Consider the following 23,226-nt stretch of genomic DNA (forward strand, 5'->3'; position numbering starts at 1 on the left):
GGACCTGCGGCGTAGCGTTGCCGAGGTGATGCGCCCGACGACCCAGACCCTCGGCCAGCTCCGTGCCTCCGGGCACGTGCAGAAGAGCCTCCGCACCGAGATCCGCGACAACCTGCTCGACGCCCTGCGCGAGGGCCGCGACCCCTGGCCGGGCCTGCACGGCTTCGCCGAGACGGTCATCCCGCAGGTCGAGCGCGCCGTCATCGCCGGCCACGACATCGTCCTGCTGGGCGAGCGAGGCCAGGGCAAGACCCGCCTCCTGCGCACCCTCGTCGGCCTGCTCGACGAGTGGACGCCCGTCATCGAGGGGTCCGAGCTCGGCGAGCACCCCTACGAGCCGATCACCACGGAGAGCCGCCGCCGCGCGGAGGAGCTCGGCGAGGACCTGCCCGTCGCGTGGAAGCCCCGCGAGGAGCGCTACGTCGAGAAGCTGGCCACCCCCGACACCAGCGTCGCCGACCTCATCGGCGACGTCGACCCGATGAAGGTGGCCGAGGGCCGCAGCCTGGGCGACCCGGAGACCATCCACTTCGGCCTCATCCCGCGCAGCCACCGCGGCATCGTCGCGATCAACGAGCTGCCGGACCTGGCCGAGCGGATCCAGGTCGCCATGCTCAACGTGATGGAGGAGCGCGACATCCAGATCCGCGGCTACGTCCTCCGCCTCCCCCTCGACGTCCTCGTCGTCGCGAGCGCGAACCCGGAGGACTACACGAACCGCGGCCGGATCATCACGCCGCTGAAGGACCGCTTCGGCGCCGAGATCCGCACCCACTACCCGACGGCTCTCGTCGACGAGGTCGCCGTCATCCGGCAGGAGGCGGACCTCGTCGCGACCGTGCCCGATGCGCTCATCGAGATCCTCGCCCGCTTCACGCGGGCCCTGCGCGAGTCGAGCTCCGTCGATCAGCGCAGCGGTGTCAGCGCCCGCTTCGCCATCGCCGGCGCCGAGACCATCGCCGCCGCCGCCCTGCACCGCGCCACCCGCCGCGGCGAGGAGGAGGCGGTCGCCCGCCCCATCGACCTCGAGACCGCCGTCGACGTGCTCGGCGGCAAGATCGAGTTCGAGTCGGGGGAGGAGGGCCGCGAGGACGAGATCCTCGACCACCTGCTCCGTCAGGCCACCGCCGAGACCGTCCGCGCCCACCTGCGCGGCGTCGACCTCGGGCCGCTCGTCGAGGCGGTCGAGAACGGCGCGATGATCACGACCGGCGAGCAGGTGACCGCCCGCGAGTTCCTGGCCGGCCTTCCGCTGCTGGGCGAGGCCCGCGTGTACGACGAGGTCGCCGAGCGCCTCGACGCCGTGGGGGAGGGGCGCCGCGCCGGAGCGGTCGAGCTCGCCCTCGAGGGCCTCTACCTCTCGCGCAAGCTGAGCAAGGAGACGGGCGGGGGCGAGGCCGTCTATGGCTGATGCTCCGCGCGGCAACCGGCGGCTGAAGCGCGACGCGCGCTACGCGAAGTACGACGGGGGACCCGATCCGCTCGCTCCTCCGGTCGACCTGAAGGAGGCCCTCGACGCGATCGGCGAGGACGTGATGGGCGGCACCTCGCCCGAGCGCGCCCTGCGCGAGTTCCTCCGCCGGGGCACCCGCGACCGCGAGGGCCTGGACGACCTGGCCGCCCGCGTCGCCGAGCGGCGTCGCGAGCTCACGCAGAGGAACAACCTCGACGGCACGCTCCGCGAGATCCGCGAGCTCCTCGACAGGGCCGTCCTCGCCGAGCGCAAGCAGCTCGCCCGCGACACGCAGATGGACGACGGCGACCGCGCGCTCGCAGAGATCCAGCTCGACAGCCTCCCGCCCTCGCCGGCCGCGGCCGTCTCGGAGCTCCGCGACTACCGCTGGCAGAGCCCCGAGGCGCGCGCCGACTTCGAGCGGATCCGCGAGCTCCTGGGCCGCGAGATGCTCGATCAGCGCTTCGAGGGGATGAAGCAGGCCCTCGAGAACGCGAGCGACGAGGACCGCGCCGCGATCGACGCGATGCTCCGCGACCTGAACGAGCTGCTCGAGGCGCACGCGCGCGGGGAGGACACCCCCGAGCAGTTCGACGCCTTCATGGAGCAGCACGGCGAGTACTTCCACGAGGGCCCGGAGTCGGTGGACGAGCTGATCGACGCGCTCGCCGCCCGCGCGGCCGCGGCCCAGCGGATGCGCAACTCGATGACCGCCGAGCAGCGCGCCGAGCTCGACGCCCTAGCCCAGGAGGCCTTCGGCACGCCGGAGCTCATGCAGTCCCTCGGCCGCCTCGACGAGACCCTGCGGGGGCTCCGTCCCGGCGAGGACTGGGGCGGCTCCGAGCGGATGGACGGCGAGCAGGGGCTCGGCCTCGGCGACGGGACGGGCGTGTTCCAGGAGCTGGCCGACCTCGACGCCCTCGCCGACCAGCTCGCGCAGACGGACCGCTCCTCCCTCGACGACCTCGACCTCGACCTGCTGGCGAAGCGCCTCGGCGAGGACGCCTCCGTCGACGCGCAGACGCTGAAGCGCCTGGAGCGGGCCCTGCGCGACTCCGGGACTTTGCGCCGCGGCTCCGACGGCCGCCTCGCCCTCAGCCCGAAGGCCATGCGCCAGCTCGGCAAAGCGCTCCTGCGCGACATCGCCGAGACCGTCTCCGGCCGTCAGGGCGCCCGCGACGTCCGGCGCGCGGGCGCGGCGGGCGAGCGCTCCGGAGCGACGCGCTCGTGGGAGTTCGGCGACACCGAGGCCTGGGACATCCCCCGCACGGTGACCAACGCCCTCACCCGCAGCGCCGGCGAGGGCCGACCGGTCGGCTCGGGGGTGCGCATCCTGATCGACGACGTCGAGGTGCAGGAGACGGAGGCGCGCACGCAGGCCTGTGTCGCGCTCCTCGTCGACACCTCGTTCTCGATGGCGATGGACGGCCGCTGGGTGCCGATGAAGCGCACCGCGCTCGCCCTGCACACCCTGATCAGCAGCCGGTTCCGCGGAGACGCGCTGCAGCTCGTCGCCTTCGGCCGACGCGCCGAGGTGATGGACGTCGAGCAGCTGGTGGGCCTGGACGCGGAGTGGGACAAGGGCACGAACCTGCACCACGCGCTGCTGCTGGCCAACCGCCACTTCCGCAAGCACCCGAACGCGCAGCCGGTGCTGCTCATCGTCACCGACGGCGAGCCGACCGCGCACCTCGAGCCCGACGGCGGCGTCTTCTTCGACTACCCGCCGGACCCGCTGACGGTCGCCGTCTCGGTCCGCGAGCTCGACGCGTCGCTCCGCCTCGGCGCGCACACCACGTTCTTCCGCCTGGGCGACGACCCGGGCCTCGCGCGCTTCATCGACTCGCTCGCCCGCCGGGTCGGCGGCTCGGTGGTGAACCCGGAGGCGGAGGACCTGGGAGCGGCCGTCGTCTCCTCCTACCTCGGCGCTCGCGGCGCGGGTCCGGGAGGCGGCGGGACGCCCGGCGAGGAGCTGTTCGGCCGCGGCTGGAGCTTCTGAGCCGCTCACGATGCAGGAGGGATCCGCTCCCGCGCCTGAGGATCAGCGCGTCTCCGCCGCTCCGGAGGCGTTCGTCCCGAGTTCCGACCGCGCCCGGCTCAGAACAGCGGCCAGGGCACCGCGGGCATCCCGCCCCGCGGGCCCGGGAAGCGGCCGAAGGAGCCGAGCCGCTCGCAGCGCTTCGCGAACGCGGCGACCTCGTCCTCGGTGAGCAGCTCCGAGAGCGCCTCGCCGAGCGGTCCGTCGATCTGCGCGCGCAGGAGCGCCAGCGCCGTCAGCTCCTCCTCGAGCAGCGGTTCGCCGATCCAGCCCCAGAGGACCGTGCGCAGCTTGTGCTCGGAGTGGAAGGTGAGGCCGTGGTCGACGCCGTAGCGGTGGCCGTCGGGCAGCGCGAGCACGTGCCCGCCCTTCCGGTCCGCGTTGTTGGCGACCACGTCGAACACGGCCATCCGGCGCAGCGCCGTCGAGTCCTCGTGCACGAGGGAGATGTCCCGGTCCTCCTCGTCGCTGCCGTCGAGGACGTGCCGCCATCCGTCGGGCACGGCGTCGGCGGGCACCAGGTCGACCGCGTCCTGGTCCGGATCGATGTCCTGCCAGAGCTGGACCATGCCCGGCCCGAGCGGACCGTCGCGGAGCCACGTGCGCGGCACCACGTTCCAGCCGAGCGCCTCCGAGACGAGGTACGCGGCGACCTCGCGGCCCGCGAGCACGCTGTCCGGGAAGTCCCACAGCGGCTTCTCGCCCGAGATCGGCTTGTAGACGACGGACGTCTCGCCGAGCTGCGCGAGGAACGTCGCGTTCGAGGCGATCGTGATCCGGCCGGCCAGCTCCAGCTCGCCGTCGAGCCCGCCCGGGTCGCTCATGCGAGCGGGCAGTCGTGCCCGTCGGGATCCATCGGCTCGCCGCAGCGGGGGCAGAGCGGACGTCCGGCGCCGACGACCTCGAGGGTGCGCTTCGCGAAGGCGCGCGCCGTCCCGACCGGGATCTTCACCTGCAGCATCTCGGTGGGCTCGGGCTCCTCCTCGGAGTCGTCGTCCGCCTCGGTCAGCGGGTAGGCCTCGATCACGATCTGCGCGGTGGACGGGTCCCAGCCGAGGCTGAGCCCGCCGACGCGGAACTCGGGCTCCACGGGCTGGTCGAGCGGGTCGTTGTCGACGAGCTCCGGGGGAGTGCCGGCGGGGACGCTGACCGGGTTGCCCTGGGCGGTCATCAGCTGGTCGAGGATCTCGTCGATCTTCTCGGCGAGGAGGGCCGACTGCTGCTTCTCGAGGCCGACGCTGACCACGCGGGGCCCGGTCTTGGCCTGGAGGTAGAAGGAGCGCGAGCCGGGTGAGCCGACGGTCCCCACGACGACGCGATCGGGCCAGTCGAATCCGTGCACGATCGGAGGCATGCCCCCAGTCTACGAGCGCCCGCCTCCGCAGTGGCTGCGCGCGTCGGCCTCGGGCGGTCTGCCGATCGAGCGGCCCGCCCCTCCTGCTGACCGAGCCCCCCGCGGAGCGGGCGCATCGAGATCCACCGCCGCCGAGCACCCGCATCCCTGCCGCTCGATCGAGCCCTGAAGCGGCCCTCCCGAACCCGCGCCTACTCGTGCCCCGCCCCGCCACCCACGGCGGCGTCCGCCACGGGGGCCGCCTTCCGCAGCCAGCCCAGGTCCCCGGCGTCCGTGTTCATCGCGACGACCTCGGGCCGCCCCGCGCCGTAGCGGATGATCGACACCGACGCCGGTCCGACGCTGAGCCTCTGGAACAGGTCGAGGTGCATGCCGAGCGCGTCCGCGAGGATCGCCTTGATCGTGTCTCCGTGGCTGACCGCCGCCCACACCGCGCCGGCCCCGTGCTCCTCCGTGACCGCCGCGTCGTGCCGGCGGATCGCGGACACGGCCCGGGCCTGCATCGCGAGCATCCCCTCGCCGCCGGGGAACACCACCGCGGAGGGCTGGTTCTGCACCGTCGCCCAGAGCGGCTCCGTCGCGAGATCCCGCAGCGAGCGCCCCGACCAGTCGCCGTAGTCGCACTCGGTGATGCCCTTGTCGATCACCGTCGCCGGCGATCCCGTCTGCCGCTCGAGGACGAAGCGCGTGGTCTGCCGGCACCGCTCGAGCGGGCTCGACACCACGGTCGCGAGCTCGACCGCCGCCAGCCGCTCCCCGGTGCGCGCCGCCTGCGTGCGTCCGACGTCGTCGAGCCGCACTCCGGCGGTGCGTCCGGCGAGGATCCCCGCGGTGTTCGCGGTGGTGCGTCCGTGCCGGACGAGGAGGAGCGTGGGCATGGGGCCAGCGTAGGCGGCCGTGCTCCCGCCCCGCCCCGTCGGACCACCGGGGCCGCGCCGGCGCGTTCAGCGCGACTCCATCGCGGGACGGATGCCCCGGCCGCAGCGCCTGCCTAGGGTGGAGGAGCGGCCGCCCACCGCGGCCCGGAAGGGACACACATGGACGGGACGACGCCCCCCGGCATTCCCCAGGACGGCACGGACACCGAGAGCCCCGCCGCGCGCACCGCCGCCGACGGCACCGCTGCCGAGCACACCGACTCCGCGCTCACCGACTCCGCGCTCACCGACTCCGCGACCCCCGCGTGGGCCGCCCCCGAGGCCTCCGGCCGCCACGGCGAGGTCGCCCTGCGGATCCGCGGCCTCCGCAAGCGCTTCGGCGACAAGGAGGCCGTGAAGGACATCGACCTCGACGTCCCCGCCGGCTCCTTCTTCGGGCTCGTCGGCCCCAACGGCGCGGGCAAGACGACGACCCTCTCGATGGCCACGGCCCTGCTCCGCCCCGACAGCGGCGTCGTCACGATCCACGAGGTCGACGTCTGGAAGGACACCCTCGAGGCGAAGCGGCTGATCGGCGTCCTCGCCGACGGCGTCAAGCTGTTCGACCGCCTCACCGGTCTCCAGCTCGTCACCTACTACGGCCTGCTCTGCGGGCTCGAGCGCTCCGTCGTCGTCGAGCGGACCGACGACCTCCTCGCCCTGCTCGGCCTCGATCCGGCCGACCGCACGCTCGTCGTGGACTACTCCGCGGGCATGACCAAGAAGATCGCGCTCGCCTGCGCGCTCGTGCGCGCCCCGCGCCTCCTGGTGCTCGACGAGCCGTTCGAGTCGGTCGACCCGGTCTCGGCGGCGAACATCCGCGACATCCTCACCGGCTTCGTCGCGTCGGGCGGCACGGTCATCGTCTCGTCCCACTCCATGGACCTCGTCGAGCGGATGTGCGACCGCGTCGCCGTCATCGCCGACGGCCGCGTGCTCGCCTCCGGCACCCTCGAGGAGGTCCGCGCCGGCTCCAGCCTCGAGGAGCGCTTCGTCGAGCTGGTCGGCGGCCGCACCCACCAGGAGGGACCGGCATGGTTGCGCATCTCCTGAGGCTGCGGCTGCTCCTGCTCCGCAACTCGCTGACGCGGAACGTGTGGCAGCTGATCGGCGTGATCCTCGGCGGTCTCTACGCGATCGCGGTGCTCGGCCTGGTCGCGGCCGGCCTGGTCGCGCTCGGAGGCACGGACCCGGCGTTCGCGAACGTCGCGATCGTCCTCGGCGGCTCCGCTCTGATCCTCGGCTGGGTGCTCGGGCCGATCTTCCTGTCCGGCTCCGACCAGAGCCTCGACCTGCCCACCCTCGCGACCTTCCCGATCCCGCTGCGGACCCTCCTCCTCGGGCTCGCCGCCGCGGGCCTCGCGGGCATCCCCGGCGTGGTGACCACGCTCGGGGCGCTCGCCTCCGCCGCCGCCTGGTGGAGCCGTCCGATCGGCATCCTGCCCGGCCTCGTCGCCGCGGTGATCGGCGTCGCGACCTGCGTGGTCGCGTCCCGCCTGATCGGCGCGCTCACCACGGGCCTGGGCTCGAGCCGCCGCTACCGCGAGGTGATCGGCGGCGTCGTGCTCGTCGTCGTCATCCTGCTCGGACCGCTCTTCTTCGGCCTGACCAACGTGATCCGCGACGGCCTGGACGTCCTGCCCGTGATCGCGGGCGCCCTCGGCTGGTCGCCGCTCGGCGCGATCTGGGCCGTCCCCGGATCCGTCGTCGCGGGCGACTGGGTCGCGGCGATCGCGCGCCTGCTGATCGGGCTCGCGACGCTGGCCGTCCTCGTCTGGGCATGGGCCCGGGCGCTGCGGCACGCGCTCGCGGAGCCCGCCGCGTCCGGCGCGCACTCCGCCTCCGGATCCGCGGGCCTCGGCCTGTTCGGGCGCTTCCCCGGCACCCCGACCGGCGCCGTCGCCGCGCGTGCCCTCGGCTACTGGTGGCGCGACCCGCGCTACAGCCGCGGGCTCCTCGTCATCCCCGCCGTCGTCGTCCTCGCGGTCTTCTACTCCGCGATCGGCAGCGGGGGCGACACCTTCGTGCTGCTCTCGGCCGTGCTCGTCGGCCTGATCTTCGGCGTGACCCTCTGCGCCGACGTGTCGTACGACGGCACCGCCTGGGCGGCGCACGTCAGCTCCGGAGTGACGGGGTCGGCCGACCGCGCCGGTCGCGTCGTCGCCGCCGCGATCATCGGCGTCCCTGCGGTGGTCGCCGTGGCGGTGGGCACCGCGCTGTACGCGGGACGCGCCGACGCGATCCCGGCCGTGCTGGGCATGGCGCTGGCCCTCGTTCTCAGCGGGTTCGGAGTGTCGAGCGTCGCCTCGTCGCTCGTCGTCTACCCCGTGCCCGGGCCGGGGGACAGCCCGCTGAAGACGCCGCCGGGCTCCGGGATGATCTCGAGCGTCGTGATGCTGGGGAGCATGGCCGCGACCGGTCTGCTGGCGCTCCCGTCGATCGTCCTCGGCGCGATCTCGCTCATCGGCGGCGACCCGGCCTTCGGCCTGATCGGACTGGCGGCCGCCCTCGTGCTGGGCACCGTCTTCGCGCTGGTGGGCATCCGCGTCGGCGGTCGGATCGTCGACCGCCGAGCGCCGGAGCTGTTCGCCGCCCTCGTGACGATCGGCTGACGCGGGTGGCGGGGCGCGGGTGGGCGGTGCCCGCCCGCTCCCCGTCTCCGCCCCGCTCCCCGCCCCCGCGAGTGCGCGAAAGTTGTCGCACTCGAGCTCGAGTGCGACAACTCCTGCACACTCGCGGGAGCGCCGAGTGCCAAGCACTCAAGAGTCGTCGTAGTCGAGCGCGAGCACGATGACTTCTGCGCACTCGAGGGTCGCTCGAGTGGACGAGTGTCGAGTCTCCAAGAGTCGTCGCAGTCGAGGGCGAGTGCGACAACTCCTGCGTGCTTGCGAGTGCGACGACTCCTGCACACTCGCGGGAGCCGACGAGGACCGCGCGCGCCCGCGAGTGGCCGCGCGCCTGCGAAGGCCCGCACACAGGAGCCGCGGCAGAATGTGGACATGCGCAGCCTCGAAGTCCTCCTCGATCCGGAGTCGGAGGCTCGCGTCCGCAGCCAGTGGGAGGCGCTCGAGGCGGCCGGCATCCCGAGCCTCGCACTGCACACGTCCGCCAGCAACCGCCCGCACCTCACCCTGGTCGCCGGGCCCGAGCTGACCGCCCCGGAGCCGGGCGCGCTCGGTCCGCTGCCGGCGACGGCCGACCTCGGTGCCGTCCTCCTCTTCCCGCACGCCGGGCGCTTCGTCCTCGCCTGGGGAGTGGTCCGCTCGCCCGCCCTCGACGCTCTGCACGATCGGGCCACGCGCCTCGTGCCGGGTGGCGTCGACACCTCGCTCCCGGACGCCTGGACGCCGCACATCAGCGTCTCTCGCCGCCTCCGCGCCGAGCAGCTCGGCGACGCCGTCCCCCTCCTCGGCGAGCCGTTCACCGTCGGCCTCGCGGGCGTCCGCTTCTGGGACGGCGACACCCGCACCCTCACCGACCTCTGATCCGGGCGCCGCAGAAGACCCCCGACCTCCCCGCAGCCGCCTCCCCAGCTCCCTCCCTGCGGCCCTTCTCCACAGTTCCCCGGACCCCCGGGGCGGCGTCGGAGGCGGCGGGTAGAGTTCCCCGGGTGACAGAGCCCACCGCGACAGCCCTCCCCGCCCCGCCGCTCGCCGACCCCTCGGCGGAGTCCCGCGGCGGCGTCCGGAGCGACGCGGCGAGCGGCGCCCCGGGATCCGGATCCTCCGAGGCGCAGGCGATCCTCGAGAAGGTCTTCGGCTACGGCTCCTTCCGCGGCGAGCAGCAGGCCATCGTCGAGCAGGTCATCGGAGGCGGCGACGCCGTCGTCCTGATGCCCACCGGCGGCGGCAAGTCGCTCTGCTACCAGATCCCCGCCATCGTGCGCCCCGGCACCGGCGTGGTCGTGTCCCCGCTCATCGCGCTGATGCAGGACCAGGTCGACGCCCTCCGCGCGAACGGCGTCCGCGCCGAGTTCCTCAACTCCACCCAGGACGCGGGCGAGCGCAGCCGCGTCGAGCGCGCCTACCTCGACGGCGAGCTCGACCTGCTCTACGTCGCCCCGGAGCGCCTGGGCAACGAGGGCATGAAGCAGTTCCTCGCCCGCGGCCGGATCGCCCTCTTCGCGATCGACGAGGCCCACTGCGTCAGCCAGTGGGGCCACGACTTCCGCCCCGACTACCTCGCACTGGGCGAGCTCGCCGAGCGCTGGCCCGACGTCCCGCGCATCGCCCTCACCGCGACCGCCACCGAGGCGACGCACCGCGAGATCACCTCGCGCCTGCACCTCGGCGCCGCCCGCCACTTCGTCTCGAGCTTCGACCGCCCGAACATCCAGTACCGGATCGTCAACAAGGTCGAGCCGCGCAAGCAGCTGATCGACTTCCTGCGGCGCGAGCACGCGCACGACGCGGGCATCGTCTACGCCCTCTCCCGCAAGAGCGTCGAGGCGACGGCCGAGGCGCTGCGCTCGGCGGGCTTCGACGCCGTCGCGTACCACGCGGGCCTCGACTCGCGGGTGCGCGCCGCCGCCCAGTCGCGGTTCCTCCGCGAGGAGGGCGTCATCGTCTGCGCGACCATCGCCTTCGGCATGGGGATCGACAAGCCGGACGTGCGGTTCGTCGCGCACATCGACCTGCCCAAGTCGGTCGAGGGCTACTACCAGGAGACGGGTCGCGCCGGCCGCGACGGACTGCCGTCCACCGCCTGGCTCGCCTACGGCCTGCAGGACGTGGTGCAGCAGCGCCGGATGATCGACGAGTCGCCGGGAGACCTGGCGCACCGTCGGCGGATGTCCGCGCACCTGGACGCGATGCTCGCGCTCTCCGAGACGGTCCAGTGCCGCCGGGTGAACCTGCTCGCCTACTTCGGCCAGGAGAGCACCGCCTGCGGCAACTGCGACACCTGCCTCGAGCCGCCCGCCTCCTGGGACGGCACCGTCGCGGCGCAGAAGTTCCTGTCGACGGTCGTCCGCCTCAAGCGGGAGCGCAACCAGCAGTTCGGCGCCGGACACATCATCGACGTCCTCCGCGGCAAGACCACGCCGCGCACCACTCAGCACCAGCACGACGGCCTGGCCACCTGGGGCATCGGCGCCGAGCTCAGCGACACCCAGTGGCGCGGAGTCGCCCGCCAGCTCCTCGCGCAGGGCCTGCTCGGCGTGAACGACGACGGCTTCGGCACTCTCGTGCTCACGCCCGCGTCCGGCTCCGTCCTCAGCGGCGAGCGGAAGGTCGAGCTGCGGCAGGAGCCGGAGAAGCCGGCCCGCTCCAGCGGATCCTCCCGCTCCGGGCGGTCCACCGTCGCCGAGCTGTCGGGCGAGGCTCAGCCGCTGTTCGAGCGGCTCCGGGAGTGGCGCGCCGCGCAGGCCCGCGCGCAGGCGGTCCCGGCCTACATCGTCTTCAACGACGCGACCCTCCGCGAGATCGCGACCGCCGAGCCGGCGACGATGGACGCGCTCAGCATCATCGGCGGCGTCGGCCAGAAGAAGCTGCTCACCTACGGCGAGGCCGTTCTCGCCGTCGTCGCGGGGGAGAGCCCCGAGATCGCCGTCCCGGAACCCGGTGAGGAGGCTCCCGCTCCCCGCCGCGCGCCGGCCGCCCGTGGCGGGTCGTCCCGCTCGCAAGGGGCGAAGCCCTCGTTCGGCCGCGAGTCGTCCGGTCCGCCGGTGTCCGCCGCTCAGCCGCCGGAGGACGACTGGGTGCCGCCGGACGAGCCCGACTGGGAGCCCGGCTGGGACAGCTACTGATCCGTCGCTGAGGCGCGCGGTTCACCACCCGCGACGGAGGCGGGCGCCGGCGCGGGCGATCGTGTTCCGGGCTCCGCGTCGACGATCGTGCCCACCTCGTCACCGACGCGAGCGTCCTCGGTCCGAGGCGTCGGCGAGCGCCCTCAGCCGCCCGCGCCCGTCGACGCCATCCACCCGCCGAGCAGCGTGCAGCAGAACGACACCGCGAGGCCCGCCACCGGCACCCAGAACGCGATGCGCCGCCGCACCAGCAGCACGATCGAGACGGCCAGCGCCGCGAGGAACGGCACCCACACTCCTCCTGCGGCGAGGACCACCCCGCCCTCGATCAGGCCGATGTCGCAGGCGTTCGATCCGCCGCACGAGTCGCTGGCCATCGCGAAGAACAGCCCGAAGAACGACAGCAGCAGCGTCACCGCGGAGGCCACGAGGATCAGCACGATCGTCAGCACCAGGTCCCAGACGCGGACCGGGCGCCGATGCGGCACCCCGGATCCCGGCGCGGCCGGAGGCGCGGGAGGCGCGGCCGCGACGTCCACGGGCGGCGCACCCGGAGTCCCGAGAGACGCGGGCGAGCCGACCACGGGCGGCCCGGCCGCCGGGTGTCGGGCGGGCGGAGGGGGAGGCAGCGGCGGCTCGCTCATGCCGAGAGACTAGCGAGGCGGCCTCCGGTGCGGCGTCCCTCCTCCGCAGAAGCAGCCCGTAGGGACAGCCCGTTCAGCACACGGACGAGCCGCCCCCTCCTCCGCTCCCGTCGGCAGGGACAGCCCGTCCAGCGCACAGACGAGGCGCCCCGCCTCCGCCTGGTCGGTTCCGACAACGCGCTTCCGCCTCCGCCCGGCGCCGTTTGTGCCCGGGCGACGGAACGTTTCCGCCGCGCCGCCGCGCGACCTACCGTGCGAGGACCGCCTCCGCTGCCGCGCCCGTCGGCGCACGACGCACCGGGAGCGGCCCGAACCGCAGACGGTCGAAGGGACACGAACACCATGGTCAGCACCGCTCCCCACCCCCGCTCCGCCGCCGACGCCGCCGACCGGGCGGCCACCGGACGCACGCGGGCCCGGCGCTCCCGCTCGGGCTCCATCGCGCCCACGCCGCCGGTGGACTCCCTCGGCTCCGAGGTCGACGCGCGCCTGGACGAGGACGGCGCCCCCGCCGTCGACGTCGCCGCCCTCGGCGAGACCCTGCTCGGCGCCTGGCGCGAGCAGCGCCTCGCCAGCCGCGCCCTGACCGCCCGCCCCGAGCTGCACCGCACCGACGGCCTCCCGATGAAGGAGCACCGCCTCCGCGTCTCGGAGCAGATGCGCGTGCTCGCGGCCGAGGGCGGCGTGCACCGCGCGTTCCCGGTCGACCTCGGCGGCGAGGCCGACCACGGTGGCAACATCGCCGGCTTCGAGGAGCTGGTCACCGCCGACCCCTCGCTGCAGATCAAGTCCGGCGTGCAGTGGGGGCTCTTCGGCGCCGCGGTCCTGCACCTGGGCACGCGCCCGCACCACGAGAAGTGGCTGCCGGGGATCATGAGCCTCGAGATCCCGGGCGCCTTCGCGATGACCGAGACCGGGCACGGCTCCGACGTCGCGTCGATCGCCACGACCGCCACCTACGAGGACGGCGTGTTCGTGCTGCGGACGCCGTTCCGCGCGGCCTGGAAGGACTACCTCGGCAACGCGGCGGTGGACGGGCGCGCGGCGGTCGTCTTCGCGCAGCTGGTCACCCAAGGGGTGAACCACGGCGTCCACGCCTTCTTCGTCCCGATCCGCGACGAGCAGGGCGCGTTCCTGCCCGGCATCGGCGGGGAGGACGACGGCCTCAAGGGCGGTCTGAACGGGATCGACAACGGCCGCCTCCACTTCGACGGGGTCCGCGTCCCGCGCGAGAACCTGCTGAACCGCTACGGCGACGTCGCCGCCGACGGCACCTACTCCTCGCCGATCGCGAGCCCGGGCCGCCGCTTCTTCACCATGCTCGGCACCCTGGTGCAGGGCCGCGTCTCGCTCGACGGAGCCTCGGTCGCCGCGGCGAAGATCGCGCTGACGGTCGCCGTCACCTACGGCGACCAGCGCCGCCAGTTCACCGGCGGCGGCGAGCGGGAGGAGGTGCTGCTCGACTACCAGCGGCACCAGCGCCGCCTCCTGCCGCGCCTGGCCACCACCTACGCCGCCGCCTTCGCGCACGAGAAGCTGCTGACGGCGTTCGACGAGGTCTTCTCCGGCGCGAACGACACCGAGCAGTCGCGGCAGGACCTCGAGACCCTCGCCGCGGGGCTGAAGGCGCTCTCGACCTGGCACGCTCTCGACACGCTGCAGGAGGCGCGCGAGGCCTGCGGAGGCGCGGGCTTCCTCGCGGAGAACCGGCTCACGCAGCTGCGCGCCGACCTCGACGTGTACGCGACCTTCGAGGGCGACAACACCGTGCTCCTCCAGCTGGTCGCCAAGCGCCTGCTGACCGACGTCGGACGCCGCTTCAAGGGCGCCCAGCCCGCGGAGCTCGCGCGGTACGCCGCCTCGCAGGTCGCGGGGGCGACCGTCGACAACTCGGGTCTGCGCCGTCTGGCCCAGGTCGTCGCCGATCGCGGATCGACGGCCCGCTCGGTCGGCCAGCTGCGGGAGGACCAGCGCGAGCTGCTCACCGGCCGCGTCGAGAGCATGGTCGCGGGGATCGCCTCACGGCTGCGCCCGGCGTCGAAGCTGCCCTCCGACGAGGCGGCCCGCCTGTTCAACGCGCACCAGAGCGAGCTCATCGAGGCGGCGCGCGCCCACGCCGAGCTGCTGCAGTGGGAGGCGTTCACGGAGGCGCTCGCCGGCGTCGAGGACGCGGGCACGCGCACCGTCCTCACCTGGCTCCGCGACCTGTTCGGCCTGGGCCTGATCGAGAAGCACCTCGACTGGTACCTCATCCACGGGCGCCTGTCGTCGCAGCGAGCGGTCGCGGTGACGTCCTACATCGACCGGCTGCTCGCCCGCATCCGCCCGCACGCCGCCGACCTGGTCGCGTCGTTCGGCTACGGGCCCGAGCACGTGCGCGCGGCGATCGCGACCGGCGCCGAGGCGGAGCGCCAGGAGGAGGCGCACGCCTGGTACGAGGCCGCCCGCGCCTCCGGCACCCTCCCCACTCCGGAGAAGCGCCGCTGAGCCCCTCCTCGAGATGCCGCTCCGGTACGCGACACGTCGCGCGAGGCGTACCGGAGTGGCATCCCGTGGCGACAGGACGGGGAGGGGCGCGTCAGGACGCGAGGAACGCCAGCGCCTGGTCGCGCTCGGCGCGCAGCTCGAGCACGGACTCGTCGATCCGCGCGCGGGAGTGCGCGTCGATCTCGAGCCCCTCGACGATCCGCCACTCGCCGTCGACGGAGCGGACCGGGAACGAGGAGATCAGCCCCTCCTCCACCCCGTAGGAGCCGTCCGACTCGACAGCGGCCGAGGTCCACGACGTGCCGTCGACCCAGTCGCGCACGTGGTCGATCGCGGCGGAGGCGGCGGACGCGGCCGAGGAGGCTCCGCGGACCTCGATGATCTCGGCGCCGCGCTTGGCGACCCGCGGCTCGAACTCCGTGTGCAGCCACTCGGCGTCGACCAGCTCGGGCACCGGCCGTCCGCCGACGGTGGCGTGCGTCGCGTCGGGGTACTGCGAGGCGGAGTGGTTGCCCCAGATCGCGACGCCCTCGATCGCGTCGACGGGGGCGTCGAGCTTCGCGGCGAGCTGCGCGACCGCCCGGTTGTGGTCGAGGCGCGTCATCGCGGTGAAGCGGCCGGCGGGGATGTCCGGGGCGCTGCGCCGCGCGATCCAGGCGTTGGTGTTGGCCGGGTTGCCGACGACCAGCACGCGGATGTCGGAGGCGGCGTGCGCGTTCAGCGCGGCGCCCTGGGGCCCGAAGATGCCCGCGTTCGCGGCGAGCAGGTCGGCGCGCTCCATGCCCGCGCTGCGCGGCCGGGCGCCCACGAGGAGGGCGACGCTCGCGCCGTCGAACGCGGCGGCCGGGTCGTCCGTCGCCTCGATCCCGCGGAGGAGGGGGAAGGCGCCGTCCTGCAGCTCGAGCGCCGTGCCCGCGGCCGCGCGGAGGCCGGAGGGGATCTCGAGCAGGTTCAGGCGGACGGGGACGTCCGGCCCGAGGAGCTGACCCGAGGCGATGCGGAACAGGAGCGCGTAGCCGATGGCGCCTCCCGCTCCCGTGACCGTGACCGTGACCGGAGTGCGCTGCTGGTTCATGCGCCGAGCGTATTCCCGCCGGCTGGGGGAGGGGGAGGAGTCAGCCGGACGGCGGGCCCTCGGCGGGAGGCGCCGTCGACCCGCGGAGCACGAGCTTGTTGCGCAGCCGCACGTGCTGCTCGGCCACGCTCCCGCCGTCGATCAGCGTCAGGAGCGCCCGGGCGGCCGCGCGCCCCACGCGGTGCAGCGGCTGCCTCACCGTCGTGAGCGCGGGGACCACCCGGGAGGCGTCGGGCACGTCGTCGTAGCCCACGACCGACAGCTGCCCCGGCACCGAGAGGCCCAGCGCCCGGGCCGCCTCGATCACGGCGATGGCGGAGGCGTCGTTCGCGGCGAGGACCGCCGTCGGGCGGTCGGGCAGCAGCAGCAGCTCGTGGGCGGCGGCGAGGGAGGGGTCGTGCCGGTAGTAGCCGACCCGCACGAGCGCGGGGTCGTAGGGGAGGCCGGCGTCCGCGAGTGCCCGCTGGTAGCCCGCGCCGCGCCGGTGCGACGACTCCAGGTCGGGGCGGCCCGCGACGAAGCCGATGCGGCGATGGCCGAGCCCGATCAGGTGGCTCGTCGCCAGCTGCGCTCCGCCGAAGTCGTCGGTCGCCACCGAATGCAGCTCGGTCTGCGCGGTCAGCGGATCCACGACGACGAGCGGCAGGTCCGACGAGGGGATCACGCCGGAGGGAGTCACCAGGATCGCTCCCGCTACGTGCGCCTCGGTGAGGCGCCGCAGGGACTCCTGCTCCCAGCCCGCCCGGCCCCGGCGGCTCGCCCCGCTGCCGGCGAGGAGGTCGAACCGGGTCCCCCGGAGCGCCGTCGCCACTCCCTGCAGCACCTCCGTGCCGAACGGCTCGAAGTCGCCCAGGAGCACGCCGATGACGCCCGAGCGCTCCGCGCACTCCGTCGTCACGACCTCCTGCTCGGCCTCCGCCGTCGCCGCCCCTGCGGACATCCTCGTCCCCTCCCGCCGTCCCCGCCCGGCCGCGGCGGAACGCGGTGATCGCCTCGCTGCGCTGCTCCGGACGGTTGAGAACACGTCCTTGCAATCGGGAATGTTCCCGGTAACATTGCCCGCAAGACTAGCTGAGGGAAAGCTCAGCAGTCGAGAGAGACGAGTGTCGGGCAGCCTTTCTCCCCTCAGTGCTGAGGGGGTCGAGAGCTGGAGCTCGCGTGGCCACGCTGTGGAAGCCGCCGCGCACGAGCCGTCCGCCGCTCTCCGCGCGTCCTGCGCTCCAGGCGCGGCCGAACGCCCCTCGGGCTGCGCCGCGCTCCGTCCTCTCGCGGCCTCGGGCCGCGCCACCACTCCGCGCCGTCCGGCGCTCGACCTGATCGGCGACGATGCCGATCGAGTGAGGAACACCATGTCCACGCGACGCACCCCCCGACCCCTCTGGCTCGTCCGCTCGGGCGCAGCTCTCGCCGGCTGCCTGCTCCTGTCCGGCGTCGCCGCCGCGGCCGCGGCCGCCGACACCGAGTACGGCTCCGACGACGTCGACGTGAACGTCAGCATCGAGGAGCTGGAGCAGCCCGGCGCCCTCTCGATGTCGATCGACGGCACCTCCGCCACGCTCGCCGAGGAGGGCTCCACCCCGACCGTGCGCGCCTTCACGGGGCAGCTGCCCGACGTGACCGTGACGGACACCCGGACCGTCGACGAGATCCCGGCCGGAGCCGGCTGGTACGTCCTCGGCTCGGCGAGCGCCTTCACCGGCGACGCGGACCAGGAGGACATCTCCTCCGACCACCTCGGCTGGACGCCGGTCCTCGTGGACGGCGGCGAGTCGGGCCTCGTGTCCGAGGGCGACCCGGTCGACACGATCCTCGACGAGGGTGCCGACGCCGTGGGCCTGTTCGACCAGGAGCTGCTCGCGCTGTCGCTCGACTCGCAGGAGACCGCGACGGACGGGTCCTGGACCGTGTCCGCGGGCCTCACCCTGAAGACCGAGGCCGACGTCGCCTCCGGCGACTACTCCTCCGTCCTGACGCTGTCGCTGTTCGAATGACCCCGATGCGCGCAGTCGCCTCCACGGCGATCGGCGCCCTCCTCGCGGCGGGCCTGCTCACCTCCGGCGCGGCTCCGGCGACCGCGGCCGGCGCGTGGTCGCCGAAGGCCTCGTACACGTCGACGGACCGCGGCGACGGCACCTACTCCGTGCCGCTGCTGAACGCCGACGTGCCCGACGTCAGCGTCGAGCGCGTGCCCGCGTCCGAGAACGACGAGGGCCGCGACATCTACTACATGATCAGCACCACGATGCACCTGAGCCCGGGCGCCCCGATCATGAAGTCCTACGACCTCGTCAACTGGGAGATCGTCAACTACGTCTTCGACCGGCTCGAGATCGGCGACCGCTTCTCGCTCCGCAACGGGCAGAACTCCTACGGCAACGGCCAGTGGGCCTCGTCGCTGCGGTACCACGACGGCCGCTACTACGCGGTCTTCAACACCAACAACCTCGGCGGCTCCTACCTCTACTCGACCGACGACATCGAGGACGGGGCCTGGACCCGCACGGCCCTCGGCCGCGCCTTCCACGACCCGTCGCTCTTCTTCGACGACGCGGACGGCGGCACGCCGTACATCTTCTACGGCTCCGGATCCACCAGCGCCGTGAAGCTGAGCGAGGACCTGACGACAGTCGTCGCGGAGTACCCGAACATCCTCCGCACCTCCGACTACCCGGGAGCCGGCTACCTCGGCGGCCTCTTCGAGGGCGCGCAGGTGCAGTACATCGACGGGCAGTACTACATCGTCATCATCACGTGGCCCTCGGGCCAGGGCCGCCAGGTGGCGCTGTTCCGCTCCTCCGAGCTGCTGGGCCGCTACGCGACCGCCGACGGCAGCAACCCCTACGAGGGCAGGGGCGTGCTGAACTCCAGCGGCTTCGCCCAGGGGAGCCTCGTGCCGATCGCGAAGGAGGACGGCTCGACCGCCTGGCACGGCATGTTCTTCCGCGACAGCTTCCCGACCGGCCGCATCCCCGGGCTCATTCCGGCGACGTGGAAGGACGGCTGGCCGACGTTCGGGACGAACGGCTCGGTGCCGGTGGGCGGGAGCTTCCCGAAGCCGATCCGCCTCAGCCCCGAGGAGGAGCTGTTCGAGCGGCAGAAGAGCATCGTCGTCTCGGACGACTTCGACAACGACGCCCCGGCGAAGGCCTACCAGGACGAGTCGTGGACGATCCCGCCCGCGCCCTCCTACGACGCGTCGCTGCTCGGCGTGCAGCTGCTCCAGAACCCGGGAGCGGAGTCGGGGACGGCGCCGTGGGCAGGCCAGTTCGGCGCGACGCTGTCGGCCGACACGACCGACCCGGCGTCCGGCACCGCCGCGCTCCGCGTGGGCACCCGCACGCTCAACGGCTCAGGCCCGAGCCAGATGCTCGCGAACAAGCTGCAGCGCGGCGTGACCTACACCGTGTCCGCGAAGGTGAAGTACACGACCGGCCCCGCGTCGGTCCGCTTCAACCTCTGCGCCGACTTCGGCGCGGGACCCGTGACGATGGCCTCCGCCGCCGTCACGCAGGGGCAGTGGACGACGATCACGGGGACCTACACGGTGCCCGAGACCGCGAACGTCGGCAGCGTGAAGTTCGCCGTCGAGACGCCGTGGGGCAATCCGCAGCCGGCGTCCTCGAGCACCGAGTACCTGCTCGACGACGTCTCGCTCGTCGGCGCCGCTCCCACCCTCGAGCGCCCGACGGCCGCCGAGATCGAGCCGAACGGCTCGACCCTCGCCCTCCCCTGGCAGTGGAACCACGCCCCCGACAACCGCTACTGGTCGCTGACCGAGCGCGAGGGCTGGCTCCGCCTCACCAACGGGAAGGTGCTCAGCGGAACGGCCGCGCACACGCGCCTCTCGGGCTCGCCCGAGATGACGTACCTGGAGGAGGCGCGCAACACGCTCTCCCAGCGCATCGTGGCTCCGAAGCAGTCGGCGGAGGCGGCGTTCGACGTCTCCGGGATGAAGGACGGCGACGTCGCCGGCCTCGCGGCCTACAACCGCGGCTTCTCCTACGTCGCGGTCAAGCGCGTGGACGGCGTCACCACCGTCGGCGTCGTGAACCGCAGCCAGCCGTTCGCGACCACGTTCGACCAGGCGGCCGTGGAGTCCTTCCTCCCCGGCACCACCGCCGCCCTCGGCGACGCCTCGCAGGTGCGCCTGAAGGCCGACCTCGAGCTCTCGGCCCCGGCCGGACAGCTCTGGACGACCTTCTCGTACAGCCTCGACGGGACGAGCTGGACGAAGCTCGGCAGCCGCGTCGGCCCGCAGACCCTCGACGGTCAGCTCACGCACTTCATGGGCCACCGCCTCGGGCTGTTCAGCTACGCGACGAAGACCGCCGGCGGCCACGTCGACGTCGACGAGTTCCTCCTGAGCGACACCCTCTCCTCGGAGGGGAAGGCGCTCGACCGCTCGCAGCTCGACGCGGCCGTCGCTCACGCGGCGACGCTCCGCTCCGACGACTACCCGGCCGACGCCTGGTCCGACCTCCAGTCGGTCCTCGCGAAGGCGCAGGCGGTCGGCACCGCGGGAACGCAGAACCAGATCGACGCCCCGGAGCGCGCGCTCAGCTACCAGCTGGCCCGCCTCGGGACGCTGAAGGAGGCGTCGCTCGATGTGACCGCCGCCGCCGCGACCCGCTGCATCGCGGGGAAGGTCGTCGTGACCGTGCGGGCGACCAACGCCGACGACGTGCCCGTCGCCCTCCGGATGGAGAGCGCCTCCGGCACGAAGACGGTCGCCGCGCTCGCACCCGGCGCCACGACGAGCCACGCCTTCACCACGCGGGCGGCCTCGGTCCCCGCCGCCGAGGTGGTCGTGACCGCGACCGCCACCCTCGACGGCGAGCCGGTGACGACCACGGTGAGAGCGCCCCACCCGGCCGCGTCCTGCGGCTGAGCACTCCGGGGGCGGCCCGCGCGGCCGCCCCCGCCCCCGAACGCGTCAGCGGCACCCGTCGCCGACGATCTCCTGCACGACACGATCAAGGAGGATCCGTGAGATCACCACAACGAGAAGCCGCTCCGAAGGGGCGGTTGCGGCTGAGGCTGCTGGCCACGGCCGCGCTGACCGCGCTCCTGGTGGCCCCCTTCGCCGCCCAGACCTCGTCCGCCGCTGAGGCGGAGCTCATCGTCAACGGCGGCTTCGAGAGCGGCATCAGCAGCTGGTTCGTCAACAACGGCAACGCCGCCGACGCCGGCACCATCGCGACGACCACGGATGCGCGCACCGGCACCGCCGCAGCGCTCGTCACCGGCCGCACGACCACCGGCGCGGGCGCCATGCAGGACCTCAGCGGCAAGGTCGTCGCCGGCCAGACCTACCAGGTCAAGGCGCAGATCAAGTACGAGAACGCCGCGAGCCCCGCGACCAAGCAGTTCTTCGCCACCATGCACTACGGCGGAGGCACCTACACGAACCTCGCGAGCGTCACCGCCACGAAGGGGCAGTGGGCGACGATCAACGGATCGTTCACCATCCCCGCCGGGCAGAGCGTCGCGACCGCGCGCCTCTTCTTCGAGACGCCGTGGACCGCGACTCCCTCGGCCGCGCCCGAGACGCACCTCATGGACTACAAGCTCGACGACGTCTCGCTGGTCGGAGCGGCGCCGCCCGCGCCCGCCTCGCGCACCATCGAGGTCGTGGGCAAGATCCCGGGCGACCACAACCCGCTCATGGGCTGGAAGTTCGGCGCCGACGGCTTCGGCTTCGTCGAGAACGGCCGCGTGTACATGTACATGACGAACGACACCCAGGGCTACGCTCCGAACCCCGCCACGGGCGTCTCGGCGGGCATCGACTACGGCAAGATCAACCAGATCACCGTGATCTCCTCGGACGACCTCGTCAACTGGACCGACCACGGCGAGATCCAGGTCGCCGGCTCCACCGGAGTCGCGCCCTACACCGGCAACTCGTGGGCTCCCGGCATGGCGAAGAAGACCGTGAACGGCGTCGACAAGTACTTCCTCTACTACGCCAACGGCGGCGGCTCCAGCAACGTGATCACCGGCGACTCGCCGGTGGGTCCGTGGACCAGCCAGCGCACCTCCACGCTCATCAACGCGTCCACCCCGGGCGCCGAGGCGGTCGCGTGGAAGTTCGACCCGGCACCGCTCGTCGACGACGACGGCCAGGGCTACCTGTTCTTCGGAGGCGGACCCGCCTCGACCGCGCTCCCCGCGGCCGAGCGCTTCAACAACCCGAAGAACATCCGCGTGATCGAGCTCGGCGACGACATGATCTCGACCCAGGGCACTTCCGCCGTCGTGGACGCGCCCGTCGCGTTCGAGGCGGCCCAGGTGTTCAAGCGCCAGGACAAGTACTACCTCTCGTACTCGTCCCACTTCGGCGGCAACGACTTCGGCGGCAACCAGACCCGCGAGCCCGGCTACCCGGGCGGCGGCGAGATCGGCTACATGATCTCGGACGACCCGATGTCCTGGCCCAAGGAGAACTACGCCGGCGTGATGTTCCCGAACCAGAGCCGCTTCTTCGGAGCCGGCACCGGCGGCAACAACCACCAGTCGGTCTTCGAGCTGGGCGGCAAGTACTACTTCACCTACCACGCGCCGACGCTCAACAAGCGGATCAACGGCGACACCACCCAGGGGTACCGCAGCCCGCACATCCAGGAGCTGCAGTTCAACGCCGACGGCACGGTGCGGCAGGTGGTCGGCGACTACAAGGGCGTCGACCAGGTGAAGGACTTCGATCCGTACCGCACCTTCCCGGCCGAGACCATCGGCTGGAGCAAGGGCATCGCGACGGCGCCGCTCGGCACCCCCGCCGCGGGCGCGACGCAGAACCTCGTGCTGAAGGATCTCGACAACGGCGACTGGACCGCGCTGTCCGCCGTCGACTTCGGGGACACCGGAGCCGCGACGTTCACCGCGAAGGCCAAGGCGCTGCAGGCCGGCGGCACCGTCACCGTCCGCCTCGACTCCGAGACCGGGCCCGTCGCGGGCACCGTCGCGGTGAACGGGACGACCGGTGAGTGGACCGACGTCAGCGCCGCGCTGACCGGAGCGACGGGAGTGCACGACGTGTTCTTCAGCTACTCCGGACCCTCCGGCGACCTGTTCGAGCTCGACACCTTCGCCTTCACCGAGGGCGAGGCTGCTCCGGCGCTCGACATCACGGCGAGCGCTGCGACCCGCTGCATCGCGGGCAAGGCGATCGTCACCGTCCAGGCGAGCAACGGCTCCGACGTCCCCGTCGGCGTGACCTTCACGTCGACGTCCGGCACGAAGTCGTTCACCTCGGTGGCGCCCGGCAAGACCGTGTCGCACGCCTTCACCACCCGTCAGGCGAACCTGCCCGCCGGTGCGGTGACCGTCGAGGCCACGGCCACGATGAACGGCGCCCCCGTCGAGACGGAGGTGAGCGCTCCGTACGCGGCGCGCCCGTGCTCGTAGCGCACGGCTGAACCACCGGGGAGCGCCCCCGGCCCTGCGGGGCCGGGGGCGCTCCTGCGCGTGCGGGGGAGATCTCGATACGCCTCCGGGGCTGCTCGATCAGCA

Annotated in this window: 16 protein-coding genes; 10 read left to right on the top strand and 6 right to left on the bottom strand. The window is 73.3% G+C overall.

Translation table 11 applies throughout. From position 1 onward, the window contains the following. The first annotated feature begins 28 nt into the window (after positions 1–28). Together C5C35_RS00795 and C5C35_RS00800 are read left to right on the top strand one after the other, a co-directional pair. On the top strand, positions 29–1,411 hold the full coding sequence (locus C5C35_RS00795) for a magnesium chelatase (RefSeq protein WP_104262318.1): 1,383 nt from the start codon (positions 29–31) through the stop codon (positions 1,409–1,411). After that, positions 1,404–3,452 (top strand): VWA domain-containing protein, encoded by a 2,049-nt coding sequence (locus C5C35_RS00800; RefSeq protein ID WP_104262319.1) that lies wholly within the window; start codon positions 1,404–1,406, stop codon positions 3,450–3,452. The genes C5C35_RS00795 and C5C35_RS00800 overlap by 8 nt, the downstream gene beginning before the upstream one ends. 98 nt (positions 3,453–3,550) lie before the next feature. Here the strand turns inward: C5C35_RS00800 and C5C35_RS00805 are convergent, their stop codons facing one another. The 3 genes from C5C35_RS00805 to C5C35_RS00815 all read right to left on the bottom strand — a co-directional run bounded on the left by C5C35_RS00805 (position 3,551) and on the right by C5C35_RS00815 (position 5,723). Beyond that, positions 3,551–4,315, bottom strand: coding sequence for an SCO1664 family protein (locus tag C5C35_RS00805; RefSeq protein WP_104262320.1), 765 nt, complete (start codon positions 4,313–4,315; stop codon positions 3,551–3,553). Continuing rightward, a complete protein-coding gene (locus C5C35_RS00810; protein WP_104262321.1) occupies positions 4,312–4,845 on the bottom strand; it encodes a DUF3090 domain-containing protein in 534 nt (177 codons plus the stop codon). Before C5C35_RS00810 ends, C5C35_RS00805 begins: the two co-directional genes overlap by 4 nt. Before the next feature lie 191 nt (positions 4,846–5,036). After that, complete coding sequence (locus C5C35_RS00815; protein ID WP_104262322.1) at positions 5,037–5,723, bottom strand: histidine phosphatase family protein; 687 nt, start codon at positions 5,721–5,723, stop codon at positions 5,037–5,039. A gap of 159 nt (positions 5,724–5,882) precedes the next feature. Here C5C35_RS00815 and C5C35_RS00820 point away from each other — a divergent pair, with 159 nt between their 5' ends. From C5C35_RS00820 to recQ, 4 genes are all read left to right on the top strand, one after another. Further along, on the top strand, positions 5,883–6,815 hold the full coding sequence (locus C5C35_RS00820; RefSeq protein ID WP_104226041.1) for an ABC transporter ATP-binding protein: 933 nt from the start codon (positions 5,883–5,885) through the stop codon (positions 6,813–6,815). After that, on the top strand, positions 6,797–8,374 hold the full coding sequence (locus tag C5C35_RS00825; protein WP_104262323.1) for a transporter: 1,578 nt from the start codon (positions 6,797–6,799) through the stop codon (positions 8,372–8,374). The genes C5C35_RS00820 and C5C35_RS00825 overlap by 19 nt, the downstream gene beginning before the upstream one ends. Positions 8,375–8,761: 387 nt before the next feature. Further along, complete coding sequence (locus C5C35_RS16840; protein ID WP_104226039.1) at positions 8,762–9,247, top strand: 2'-5' RNA ligase family protein; 486 nt, start codon at positions 8,762–8,764, stop codon at positions 9,245–9,247. Between the two features lie 125 nt (positions 9,248–9,372). Beyond that, positions 9,373–11,508 carry a DNA helicase RecQ gene (gene recQ, locus C5C35_RS00830; protein WP_181132675.1) on the top strand — a complete coding sequence of 712 codons (2,136 nt, stop codon included), beginning with the start codon at positions 9,373–9,375 and terminating at the stop codon, positions 11,506–11,508. 143 nt (positions 11,509–11,651) lie between these two features. Here the strand turns inward: recQ and C5C35_RS00835 are convergent, their stop codons facing one another. Then, a complete protein-coding gene (locus C5C35_RS00835; RefSeq protein WP_219814130.1) occupies positions 11,652–12,152 on the bottom strand; it encodes a DUF6264 family protein in 501 nt (166 codons plus the stop codon). Positions 12,153–12,494: 342 nt separating this feature from the next. Between C5C35_RS00835 and C5C35_RS00840 the strand changes: the two genes are divergently transcribed. Further along, complete coding sequence (locus C5C35_RS00840) at positions 12,495–14,639, top strand: acyl-CoA dehydrogenase (RefSeq protein WP_104262325.1); 2,145 nt, start codon at positions 12,495–12,497, stop codon at positions 14,637–14,639. Between the two features lie 91 nt (positions 14,640–14,730). On the opposite strand, the gene C5C35_RS00845 is transcribed toward C5C35_RS00840, so the two are convergent. Together C5C35_RS00845 and C5C35_RS00850 are read right to left on the bottom strand one after the other, a co-directional pair. Then, a complete protein-coding gene (locus tag C5C35_RS00845; protein ID WP_104226035.1) occupies positions 14,731–15,714 on the bottom strand; it encodes a malate dehydrogenase in 984 nt (327 codons plus the stop codon). Positions 15,715–15,754: 40 nt separating this feature from the next. Next, the gene (locus tag C5C35_RS00850) at positions 15,755–16,654 is read right to left on the bottom strand and encodes a LacI family DNA-binding transcriptional regulator (protein WP_104226034.1); all 900 of its coding nucleotides are present in this window, start codon (positions 16,652–16,654) and stop codon (positions 15,755–15,757) included. 409 nt (positions 16,655–17,063) lie between these two features. Between C5C35_RS00850 and C5C35_RS00855 the strand changes: the two genes are divergently transcribed. The 3 genes from C5C35_RS00855 (at position 17,064) to C5C35_RS00865 (ending at position 23,121) form a co-directional block, all read left to right on the top strand. Then, on the top strand, positions 17,064–17,705 hold the full coding sequence (locus C5C35_RS00855; protein WP_104262408.1) for a hypothetical protein: 642 nt from the start codon (positions 17,064–17,066) through the stop codon (positions 17,703–17,705). A gap of 5 nt (positions 17,706–17,710) precedes the next feature. Continuing rightward, positions 17,711–20,602, top strand: a complete 2,892-nt coding sequence (locus tag C5C35_RS00860) for a family 43 glycosylhydrolase (protein WP_258066337.1) — start codon at positions 17,711–17,713, stop codon at positions 20,600–20,602. A gap of 98 nt (positions 20,603–20,700) precedes the next feature. Next, on the top strand, positions 20,701–23,121 hold the full coding sequence (locus tag C5C35_RS00865; protein ID WP_219814131.1) for a family 43 glycosylhydrolase: 2,421 nt from the start codon (positions 20,701–20,703) through the stop codon (positions 23,119–23,121). Positions 23,122–23,226: the final 105 nt, after the last annotated feature.

It is taken from the genome of Rathayibacter sp. AY1F8, assembly GCF_002932165.1.
GTDB lineage: Bacteria > Actinomycetota > Actinomycetes > Actinomycetales > Microbacteriaceae > Rathayibacter.

Bases quoted from the DNA above. Each gene is read 5' to 3' on its own strand.
- C5C35_RS00795 (WP_104262318.1), top strand. From the start codon at position 29: ATGCGCCCGACGACCCAGACCCTCGGCCAGCTCCGTGCCTCCGGGCAC.
- C5C35_RS00800 (WP_104262319.1), top strand. From the start codon at position 1,404: ATGGCTGATGCTCCGCGCGGCAACCGGCGGCTGAAGCGCGACGCGCGC.
- C5C35_RS00805 (WP_104262320.1), bottom strand. From the start codon at position 4,315: ATGAGCGACCCGGGCGGGCTCGACGGCGAGCTGGAGCTGGCCGGCCGG.
- C5C35_RS00810 (WP_104262321.1), bottom strand. From the start codon at position 4,845: ATGCCTCCGATCGTGCACGGATTCGACTGGCCCGATCGCGTCGTCGTG.
- C5C35_RS00815 (WP_104262322.1), bottom strand. From the start codon at position 5,723: ATGCCCACGCTCCTCCTCGTCCGGCACGGACGCACCACCGCGAACACC.
- C5C35_RS00820 (WP_104226041.1), top strand. From the start codon at position 5,883: ATGGACGGGACGACGCCCCCCGGCATTCCCCAGGACGGCACGGACACC.
- C5C35_RS00825 (WP_104262323.1), top strand. From the start codon at position 6,797: ATGGTTGCGCATCTCCTGAGGCTGCGGCTGCTCCTGCTCCGCAACTCG.
- C5C35_RS16840 (WP_104226039.1), top strand. From the start codon at position 8,762: ATGCGCAGCCTCGAAGTCCTCCTCGATCCGGAGTCGGAGGCTCGCGTC.
- C5C35_RS00835 (WP_219814130.1), bottom strand. From the start codon at position 12,152: ATGAGCGAGCCGCCGCTGCCTCCCCCTCCGCCCGCCCGACACCCGGCG.
- C5C35_RS00840 (WP_104262325.1), top strand. From the start codon at position 12,495: ATGGTCAGCACCGCTCCCCACCCCCGCTCCGCCGCCGACGCCGCCGAC.
- C5C35_RS00845 (WP_104226035.1), bottom strand. From the start codon at position 15,714: ATGAACCAGCAGCGCACTCCGGTCACGGTCACGGTCACGGGAGCGGGA.
- C5C35_RS00850 (WP_104226034.1), bottom strand. From the start codon at position 16,654: ATGTCCGCAGGGGCGGCGACGGCGGAGGCCGAGCAGGAGGTCGTGACG.
- C5C35_RS00855 (WP_104262408.1), top strand. From the start codon at position 17,064: ATGTCCACGCGACGCACCCCCCGACCCCTCTGGCTCGTCCGCTCGGGC.
- C5C35_RS00860 (WP_258066337.1), top strand. From the start codon at position 17,711: ATGCGCGCAGTCGCCTCCACGGCGATCGGCGCCCTCCTCGCGGCGGGC.